The sequence below is a fragment of the Streptomyces sp. DH12 genome (genome assembly GCF_020873895.1).
Classification (GTDB): domain Bacteria; phylum Actinomycetota; class Actinomycetes; order Streptomycetales; family Streptomycetaceae; genus Streptomyces.
The window spans coordinates 1-400 of the sequence record NZ_JAHWGT010001543.1 but is presented as its reverse complement, the minus strand read 5'-3'; the positions used below and the strand labels follow the sequence as shown (position 1 = coordinate 400).

Sequence of the window (400 nt, the reverse complement as noted above, 5' to 3'; positions counted from 1 at the left end):
CAGCTCGACCTCGTCATGGACGGGCTGCGGGTGGGGGCGCCGGGACGGAACGCGACGGACGCCTGACGGCCGGCGGCGGGTCAGGCGAGCGCTGCCGGCGCGAGCCGGCGCAGTTCGCCGAGGGCCGCCGCGACGGCCGGGCGGGCGTGGCCGCCGGTGCGGGTGGCGGTCAGAAGTCTGCGGTGCGGGTCGCCCGCGCAGCGGACGCGGGTGACCGGCAGGTGCGGGGTGACGTGGGCCAGACGGGGGATCAGGGCCACGCCGAGGCCGTGGGCCACGAGATGCGCCGTGGCGGTCCAGTCGCCGGCGTGGTGGACGACCTCCGGGGCGACGCCGGCCGCGCCGCACGCGGCCATGACCTGGAGCCGGCACGGGCTCTCCGGCACCGGGGCGATCCACG

The 400-nt window shown here is 79.5% G+C and carries 1 protein-coding gene; it reads right to left on the bottom strand.

Going from position 1 to position 400, the window contains the following annotated elements; all coding sequences use genetic code 11:
* Positions 1-80: 80 nt before the first annotated feature.
* Positions 81-400, bottom strand: a 320-nt coding sequence (locus LPA54_RS40995) for a LysR substrate-binding domain-containing protein (protein WP_228985485.1), incomplete at its 5' end; no start/stop codon positions are given.